This is a genomic window from Candidatus Frankia alpina (assembly GCF_902806485.1).
GTDB lineage: Bacteria > Actinomycetota > Actinomycetes > Frankiales > Frankiaceae > Frankia > Frankia alpina.
The window spans coordinates 1-8,202 of record NZ_CADCWT010000208.1; the positions used below are offsets into that span (position 1 = coordinate 1).

The 8,202-nt window shown below is 72.0% G+C and carries 11 protein-coding genes; 5 read left to right on the forward strand and 6 right to left on the reverse strand.

The window, feature by feature from the left end; genetic code table 11:
• Window positions 1–98: 98 nt before the first annotated feature.
• Window positions 99–323 carry a hypothetical protein gene (locus G6R25_RS18580; RefSeq protein WP_163553994.1) on the reverse strand — a complete coding sequence of 75 codons (225 nt, stop codon included), beginning with the start codon at window positions 321–323 and terminating at the stop codon, window positions 99–101.
• Window positions 324–705: 382 nt separating this feature from the next.
• Here G6R25_RS18580 and G6R25_RS18585 point away from each other — a divergent pair, with 382 nt between their 5' ends.
• Entirely contained in the window at window positions 706–1,281 is a 576-nt protein-coding gene (locus tag G6R25_RS18585) for a TerD family protein (RefSeq protein WP_163553995.1), read from the forward strand.
• Window positions 1,282–1,329: 48 nt separating this feature from the next.
• Here G6R25_RS18585 and G6R25_RS29055 read toward each other — a convergent pair whose 3' ends face one another.
• The 3 genes from G6R25_RS29055 to G6R25_RS18595 all read right to left on the reverse strand — a co-directional run bounded on the left by G6R25_RS29055 (window position 1,330) and on the right by G6R25_RS18595 (window position 2,405).
• Window positions 1,330–1,452, reverse strand: coding sequence for a hypothetical protein (locus G6R25_RS29055; RefSeq protein WP_268904181.1), 123 nt, complete (start codon window positions 1,450–1,452; stop codon window positions 1,330–1,332).
• Window positions 1,452–1,928 (reverse strand): DsbA family protein, encoded by a 477-nt coding sequence (locus G6R25_RS18590; RefSeq protein ID WP_235948998.1) that lies wholly within the window; start codon window positions 1,926–1,928, stop codon window positions 1,452–1,454. Before G6R25_RS18590 ends, G6R25_RS29055 begins: the two co-directional genes overlap by 1 nt.
• A gap of 117 nt (window positions 1,929–2,045) precedes the next feature.
• A complete protein-coding gene (locus G6R25_RS18595) occupies window positions 2,046–2,405 on the reverse strand; it encodes a DUF1232 domain-containing protein (RefSeq protein WP_235949000.1) in 360 nt (119 codons plus the stop codon).
• A gap of 278 nt (window positions 2,406–2,683) precedes the next feature.
• On the opposite strand from G6R25_RS18595, the gene G6R25_RS18600 reads away from it, so the two are divergent.
• From G6R25_RS18600 to purU, 3 genes are all read left to right on the forward strand, one after another.
• Window positions 2,684–3,616 carry a metallophosphoesterase family protein gene (locus G6R25_RS18600; RefSeq protein WP_235949003.1) on the forward strand — a complete coding sequence of 311 codons (933 nt, stop codon included), beginning with the start codon at window positions 2,684–2,686 and terminating at the stop codon, window positions 3,614–3,616.
• A 5-nt stretch (window positions 3,617–3,621) separates the two neighbouring features.
• Window positions 3,622–4,353 (forward strand): 4'-phosphopantetheinyl transferase family protein, encoded by a 732-nt coding sequence (locus G6R25_RS18605; protein WP_163553998.1) that lies wholly within the window; start codon window positions 3,622–3,624, stop codon window positions 4,351–4,353.
• 209 nt (window positions 4,354–4,562) lie between these two features.
• Window positions 4,563–5,507 (forward strand): formyltetrahydrofolate deformylase, encoded by a 945-nt coding sequence (purU, locus tag G6R25_RS18610; protein WP_163553999.1) that lies wholly within the window; start codon window positions 4,563–4,565, stop codon window positions 5,505–5,507.
• Window positions 5,508–5,544: 37 nt separating this feature from the next.
• Here purU and G6R25_RS18615 read toward each other — a convergent pair whose 3' ends face one another.
• Window positions 5,545–6,924: an alpha-amylase family glycosyl hydrolase gene (locus G6R25_RS18615; protein ID WP_235949006.1), complete on the reverse strand. Its 1,380-nt coding sequence runs from the start codon at window positions 6,922–6,924 to the stop codon at window positions 5,545–5,547.
• Entirely contained in the window at window positions 6,921–7,430 is a 510-nt protein-coding gene (locus tag G6R25_RS18620; RefSeq protein ID WP_235949008.1) for a MarR family winged helix-turn-helix transcriptional regulator, read from the reverse strand. The genes G6R25_RS18615 and G6R25_RS18620 overlap by 4 nt, the downstream gene beginning before the upstream one ends.
• 89 nt (window positions 7,431–7,519) lie before the next feature.
• On the opposite strand from G6R25_RS18620, the gene G6R25_RS18625 reads away from it, so the two are divergent.
• Window positions 7,520–8,202, forward strand: a 683-nt coding sequence (locus G6R25_RS18625; protein ID WP_163554000.1) for an FUSC family protein, incomplete at its 3' end; no start/stop codon positions are given.

An 8,202-nucleotide genomic window follows, 5' to 3' on the forward strand; every position in this document is an offset into this window, starting at 1 on the left:
CGCCTGGATGCCCGCAACCAGCTAACCCAAGATCAAACAAATACCTGACCAGTTACACCCCGCCTTCCCTGCTTTCCGTCAACCGGCGGCGAGGGCGCCTACACTCCGTGCACTTCCCAGTGTTCGGGCTCGAGGCGCAGCCACCGGTCGATCTCCTCCCGCCACCAGATCCGGGTACCGCCCCAGGTCGCGGTGCGGTTCACGACCGCGGCGGGGCTCGGCGCGATCGGATCGGCCCGGAGCCGATGATCGATGGCCTGACGGGTGAGGCCCAGTGCGCGGGCGATATCGCCGGAGCCGACAAGCAGTGGTAGGTGATCCACGCTTGCCGACGTTAGCCAATCTGGGCCCTTCCGCGCCCGCGACGTCGGCGCCGCGGGCGCCGGGGGCAACCTTTCGGTGCGCAGTGGAACCGACAGCCGCCGGAGAGTGAGCGACATCGTCCGGATCGACGCCGAGCCGAACCCGCGTCCACCATCCGGTGACCGACCGGCGCCGGCACCACCGCCGGCACCACCGTCGGCGCGGACGGCGGCGCGAACGACGGCGGTCGGCCCACCGGCCGCAGTGGTCGTCCCCCTGACGACAGCGGAGTCTCGGTGATGCGCTTACTGGCGGCGTCCGTCTGTGCTTGGCTGATCACGTGTCTCGGACCGTTCGCCGGTCCGGCCGATCGATCGGCGAAAGCCGCGGAAACGGAGAACAGTGGGCATTGATCTCGCCAAGGGCGGCAGTGTCGCCCTTGGCGAATCCACCGAAATTCTCACACACATCACGGTCGGTCTCGGCTGGGATCCAAACCGTCCAGGAGCGGAGAAGTTTGACCTCGACGCGAGTGCAATCGCCCTGCAGAAAAGCGACCAGGCACCCAGCCTGAGCTATTTCGTCTACTACAACAATCTGAGCAGTCCGCGCGGGGAGATCGTGCACCGCGGCGACAACCTCACCGGGGAGGGCGCGGGCGACGACGAGCAGATCGAGGTACGGCTCGACCTGCTGTCCAGTGCGATCACCCGCATCGTGTTCCCGGTGAGCATCCACAACGCCGACTACCGGCACCAGAGTTTCGGGGACGTGCATGGCGCGTACATCCGGATCCTCAACACCGACACCGGCGACGAGCTGGTGCGCTACGACCTGTCGGCCACCGCCACGCGGGACACCTCGATGCTGTTCGGCGAACTGCACCGCGACGGCAGCGGCTGGCATTTTCGCGCGCTCGGCGAAGGCGGCGTCGCCGGCCTGGCGGAGATCGCACGCGGCTACGGTCTCGACGTCTGAACCCGCCGCCTGCCAGTCCGCGGATGGACGCTCAGCCCGAAGACGGACTCAGCGGGGGATGGAGGTGTGCTTGAACTCGTTGAGCTCCGGCCATCCGGTCAGCAGGTCCACGACGCGCTCCACCGCCCGGACCGACGGCGCCGCCTCGGCGCCGAGCGGCGCCCGATTCATCAGACCGACTGATCATCGGCGATGAACGTGGGCACACCCCAGACGGTGTGGGAGGCGACGTAGCGCTCATACTCGGCCTGCACCCGGGCCAGCCCACCGTCGTCGACCCGGGCGAGCACCTCGTCGGCGGGCAGCCCGACCGCGGTGAGCGTCTCCCGGATGACCGTGCGGTCCTCCAGATGCCGGCCCTCGTCGTGGCGGGCCGCGAACAACGCGCGATGTGCCGCGGGAAACAACTCGGGGTATTCATCTCGGATCACGACGCCGGCCTGCAGCGCGAGAATGCCGGAATCCTGCTCGGGCTTCTCCCAGACGCTGGGCTGCCCCTCCTCGACATGCGCCTGCCCCAGCGAGAAGGGGATGAAGCCGACATTCCAGTCGGCGCCGGCCGCAAGACCGGTGAGCACGTGTTCATGCGCGTTGCGCGCAAACGGGCAGCGGTAATCCCAGGTGATCGCGAACGTGGCGGAGGTCATGCCTTGGGCAACAGGGCAGCCCCCGGCGATGTTCCGCGCCGACCTGCCCACAGCCCACAGCCGACGGGCGACGGGCGACGGGTCGCCAGCGGCGGGCCGACCGGCGGGCGGCGTGGTTCAGCGGCGGACGCCGCGGCGTCCGCGGGGCAGTCGCGGCGGCGGCTGGTGAGGCAGATCACGCAGGGCGGGGCCGGCCGGATCAAGCTCGCGCCGGGCGGCGATCAGGCCGCGGACGTACAGAACCGTACCGATGATCACCATCGCGTCGTCGATCAGCCCGATAGGCCCGAACGGGATCTCAGGGATGGCGTCGACCGGCGAGACGACGTAGGCGAGGCTGGCCAGAGTCGCCACGGTGCCGCGCAACGGCAGGTCGTACCGGCGTATGACGACCAGGACGGCCACTGCCAGCGCGAGGCCGAGGGCCACGAGCACGCCGAGGACGACGAGCAGCGTCGTACCGAAGCTGTAACCCATCATCCACTCCACTCCAGGCGGTCCCCGGGAGGCCGGTCGGCGGCCAGGGGACGATGATCCCTGACGGCATGCCCGATGTCCGGTCGTCGTGAACATCCACCCCGCCCGCCGGTGCCGGTCCGGCCCGACCCACGCCGCCCTCGCCGCGCTGTCGGAGCCGCCGTGCTGTCGGATGGGAGACGACCGCGGTTCGACCGACGGGCGGACACATGCCGGTGCGCGCCGGTAGGCTTTCCGATGTGTCCCCCGCGGATTCGCCGGCGCCGCCCGGTCGGCTGATGGCCGTCAGTGATATTCATGTTGGTTATTCCGAAAACCGGCTGATTGTCGAGGGCATCGAGCCGGGCTCGCCGGAGGACTGGCTGATTCTCGCCGGTGACGTGGCCGAGGTCGCCAGCGAGATCGAGGCGATTTGGCGGCTGTTCACCGAACGTTTCGCCAAGGTGATCTGGGTGCCTGGTAACCACGAGCTGTGGACGCCAAAGCACGATCCACTGCGGCTGCGCGGCGAGGCACGGTACCGCCATCTGGTCGAGGTCGCCCGTGGCCTCGGCGTGGTCACGCCGGAGGATCCGTACCCGGTGTGGACGGGCGAGGGCGGTCCGGTGGTCGTCGCGCCGCTGTTCGCCCTGTACGACTACAGCTTCCGCCCGGCGGGCACGGCGACGAAGGAGCAGGCCCTCGCCCTGGCCCGGGAGACCGGGGTGGTGTGCACCGACGAGTGGCTGCTGCACCCAGATCCGTATCCCACCATCGACGACTGGTCCCGGGCCCGGGTCGCCTACACCGCCGAGCGGCTCGCCGCCCTCGACCCGACCGTGCCGACGGTGCTCGTCAACCACTGGCCGCTCGCGCGGCAACCCACGGACATCCTGCGTTACCCGACCTTCGCGCTGTGGTACGGGACAACGTCCACCGCCGACTGGCACCGGCGTGTCCGCACGGCGGCGGTCGTCTACGGCCACCTGCACATCCCCCGCACGACCTGGTATGACGGCGTCCGCTTCGAGGAGGTCTCGATGGGGTATCCGCGGGAACGCATCGCGTGGGAGGCCTACGGCCGGCCCTTCGCCGGCCCGCGGCAAATCCTGCCCTACCCGCCGGAACCGGTCGTCGCCGCGGGGGCGCGGTCGGGGGCGACAACGGGCCGGGCGGCGTCGCCGAGTCCCACCCGGACGGCGTCGCCATCGCCGTCGACGGCGCGGCACTGACCGCGATGCTGGCCAGTCTGCTGCCGGACGCGGCCGTCGCCGTCGAGGCCTTCGAGGACGACCCGAGCGCCGTGCTGTTCCCCGAGGAGGCCGCGCTGCTCGCCCGCGCCGTCGACAAGCGGCGCCGCGAGTTCACCACCGCCCGGATCTGCGCGCACCGGGCACTGGCCGGCCTCGGCCTGCCGCCGGCGCCGATCCTGCCGGGCGATCGCGGCGCACCCCGGTGGCCGGCCGGAGTGGTCGGCAGCATCACCCATTGCGCCGGCTACCGGGCGGCGGCGGTGGCGTTCACCGGCCAGCTGCGCACGATCGGCATCGACGCCGAGCCGAACGAGTCCAGCCCCAAGGGGGTCACGGCGCAGATCACCGTCCCGGCCGAGGAGGGCTGGCTCGCCACTCTCACCGAAACCCGACCCACCGTGCGCTGGGACCGGCTGCTGTTCAGCGCCAAGGAGTCGGTGTACAAGGCGTGGTTCCCGCTGACCCAGCGCTGGCTCGGCTTCGAGGACGCCGCCCTCACCATCGACCCGGGCACGGTGCTCGCCGGTCCGGCAGCCGCGGTGCCGGCCCGCGGCACGTTCACCGCGAAGCTGCTGGTGACCGGGCCGGCGCTCGACGGCGGCGAGCTCACCGGCTTCGACGGCCACTGGCTCGCCGACCGGGGCCTGCTGCTCACCGCCATCACCGTGCCACACCTCGACGGCACGCCGACGCCGCCGGCGCCGGACGCGCCGTGAGGCACCATCGCGGGCGCCGCTCGCTCGCAGCCGGGCGACGCCGCCCCGCGGTACGGACCGGACCAGGCGCCTTCCCCGCCGGCCGGCGGCCACGCACGAGAGGCATGCAGGGCCGCAAGCCGCGCTGAGTATCGCACCGGCCCGCACCGCCGCCCTGGTTCCGGCAAGGTGCGCAAGGGCCGGTGCGCCGTGCCGAGGTAGGAAGGGATGTGCCCATCCCTGAAGACCGCGGCGCGACGCCGCATTCCGCCGATCCCGGCCGCTCCCCCGGGCCACCGACCGGCCCCGCCGCCCGGACGGCGGCCGGCGAGTTCGTCCTGACGCTGTCCTGCCCCGACCGGCTGGGGATCGTCTCGGCGGTCTCCGCCTTCCTCGCCGGCGCCGGTGGCAACATCGCCGACGCCGCCCAGTTCGGCGACACCGGCTCGGGCCGGTTCTTCATGCGGGTGCACATCGTCGCCGAGGAGCCGGGTCTTGCCCTGAACGCGCTGCGGGCCGGCTTCGCCCCCGTCGCCCGCCCGTTCGCGATGGACTGGCGGATTCATGACCTGGCGGTTCGCCTCCGCGTGCTGATCTTGGTGAGCCGGTTCGGGCACTGCCTCAACGATCTGCTCTACCGGCACCGGTCGGGGCTGCTCGACGTCGACATCCCCGCCGTCGCCTCGAACCATCCCGACTTCGCCGACCTCGCCGGCTCCTACGCCATCCCGTTCCATCACCTGCCGGTCGACCCGACCACCCGCGACCGCCAGGAGCAGGGGATCCTGGAGATCATCGAGCGGGAGCGGATCGACCTGGTGATCCTCGCCCGCTACATGCAGATCCTCTCCCCTGAGCTGTGCGCGCTGCTCGCCGGCCGGGCGATCAACATCCACCATTCGTTCCTGCCGAGCTTCTCCGGCGCCCGGCCCTACCACCAGGCCCACGCCCGCGGGGTGAAGCTGATCGGCGCGACCGCGCACTACGTGACCGCCGAGCTCGACGATGGCCCGATCATCGAGCAGGACGTCATCCGGGTCGATCACGCCGACGGTCCCGACCGCCTCGCGGCGCTGGGCCGCGACGTCGAGTGCCGCGCGCTTGCCCGCGCTGTGACCTGGCACGTCGAGCACCGCGTCCTCATCAACGGCCACCGCACGGTCGTGTTCTCCTGACCGTGCCCGCTCCGCACCCAGCCCACTCCGCGCGGGGTCAGTGGTCGGCGGGGGCGAGGACGGCCCAGCCGAAGGGGGGCAGGCGGGTGAGGGCCTGCCCGGTGCCGGAGTGGATCAGGTCCGCCTGGCCGGCGAGAAGCTGCGCGGCGCCGGGTGCGGGGCAGTCGGCGGGGTCCCCGGCGAGGTTGAGCGTGACGAGCAGACGCTGACCCTCGGCGCTTGTCTCGTAGGTGAGCTGCTCGTTGGTCAGGTGCAGCGGACGGGTGCGGGCGGCGTACAGCCAGGGGTGACGCCGCCGCAGGCCGATGAGGTCCTGGTGTAGCCGGTAGATCGGCCAGCCGTGGGGGGCGAGCTCGTCCGCGCCGGCCGGGAAGGCGGGGCGGACCGCGTCGTCGCCGCCGGCGCGATCCTCCTTGACGCCGACGAACGCCTGCTCGTCGCCGTAGTAGACGCTCGGCGTGCCACCTACGGTGCACAACACGACGAGGGCGTGGGCCAGGTGCCGCGGTTCGCGCAGCCGGCTGGCGAGCCGGGTGACGTCGTGGTTGCCGACGAAGGTGAGCGGGACGAAGGTGTCGAGGAAGCCGCTGTGCCGCTCCAGCGCCCAGGACAGCTCGAACAGGTTCGCGTCGTTCAGCGAGCTCCAGATCGCCTTCCACAGCTCGTACTGGGTGACCGCGTCCAGTCCGGTGCGGTGGATGATGTCCGGGTAGTCGCCGTGGATGACCTCGCCGACCAGGTAGGCGTCCGGGTGGGCGCGGCGCACCCGGGGCAGCACACGCGCCCAGAATTCGGCGGGGACCGCGTAGGCGGCGTCGAGCCGCCAGCCGTCGGCGCCGCGGTCGAGCCAGTGGTTCATGATCTCGGTGACGTGGTCGGCGACGGCCGGGTTCGCGTGACGCAGGGTGACGAGGCCGTCGTGACCTTCGAAGGTCGCATAATCGGGGCGCCCGTCCGGCCCGGTCGCGCCGGTGGGGACGAACCAGTCCGGACGCGGCGGCGCACCCCCACCGCCGGGTGGCGCACCCTCGCCGGGTGGCGCGGCGAAGGCGGGATGCTCCCGGCCGACGTGGTTGAACACGCCGTCGAGCAGGATCCGCAGGCCCCGCTGGTGGGCTCGGGCAACCAGGTCGTCGAAGTCTGCGTCGACACCGAGCCGCGGGTCGATCCGGAAGTGGTCGACCGTGTCGTACCCGTGGGTCGAGGAGTCGAAGATCGGTCCCAGGGCGAGGCCGGACGCCCCGAGCCGCACCGCGTAGTCGAGCCAGTCGGCGATCCGGGCAAGCCCATGGGCAGGCCGCCGGTCGGCTCCGGTGGTGTCGGCGCCGGTGAACCCGAGCGGATAGACCTGCCACCAGATCGCGTGGCGCACCCAGTCCGGCTCGCCGGTCGGCAGCGGTTGCCGGCGGGCGGTCAAGCGGGCCGTCCCACGCCGGTGCCAGAGCCAGAACCGGTGCCGACCGCGGCGGTGCCGACCGCGACACCGCGCAGGCTCGCCGAGCGGTCCACGAGCCGTTCGAGCAGGCCCGCGGCGATCCGCAGCATTTCCACTTCGGCCTCCGTGAAGATATCCAGGGCCTGGGCGAGCCAGGCGTCGCGGTCCGCCATGTCGCGGACGAGCGCCTCCCGCCCGGCCGGCGTGATCGACAACACTGCGGCCCGCCGGTCGCGCTCCTGCGGGCGCCGGCTGATCAGCCCGGCGGCCTGCAGCTCGGCGAAGGTGCGTGACAGTGACTGCGGCTGGTGCCGCTCGGCGGCGGCGATCGCACCCGGGGTACTCGGGCCGAGCCGGTAGAGGTGACTGAGCACGCTCAGCTTGGTCTCGCTGAGCGCGCCGGCCGGCCGCTCCGCCCGCAGCCGCCGGCCCACCTGCGCCACCGCCCGCCGGACCGCCGCCGCACTTTCCACCTGTCCCGATCGCACAGTTAGCACGCTACCACGTACTATCAGCGCTGCTTCTACTGCCCATTGCGGCAATCTTTGCGGCTATAAGGGACAGAGATTAGTTCGCCTTGACGACTATCTTTGGGCGCGGCTCGACGGTCGGCGACCCGGCGGCGCGGCCCGCCGAGCGGCGAGCCGAGCTGCGGCGGGCGATGGTGACGATGGGCGCCGCGCTGGCCACGTTCGGCACGTCGCTGGCACTGCGTGGGCTGACCGGCCCCGCCAGCCTGGACAGCGGCGACTTCCCGCGAGCACCCGGATGGCGATCCAGCTGGCGGTGGCCCTCGGGGTGGCCTTCGCCGTGGGGCGGCACCTGTTCAGCGAGCACCGGTCCTGGCTCGTCCTCACCGCCTACCTGGTGCACAGCGGCAACCGCGGCCGGGGCGACGTCGCCTACCGCAGCGCCTGGTCGGCGCGGCGGCGGGGACGGCGGCGGCACGGCCCTCGCCGGCCGCCTTCCGCCCGGCGACGAGGTGTCGATCGTGCTCATCTTCGTGCTGCTCGCGTTCGGGGTGTGGCTGCGCTCGGTGTCCTACGCCTACTGGACGGCCTGCTTGACCGGCGTGCTCGCCCTGCTCTACGGGTACTACGGGCAGGCCGGCGCGGGGCTGCTGCGGGAACGGCTGGCCGCGGTCGCGCTGGGTGCGGCGATCGGGCTGGCCGCGGCCTGGTTCGTGCTGCCGGTGCGCACGGGCGACGTCCTGCGCCGCCGGATCGCCAACCTGCTCGCCGCCCTGACGGACTACCTGGT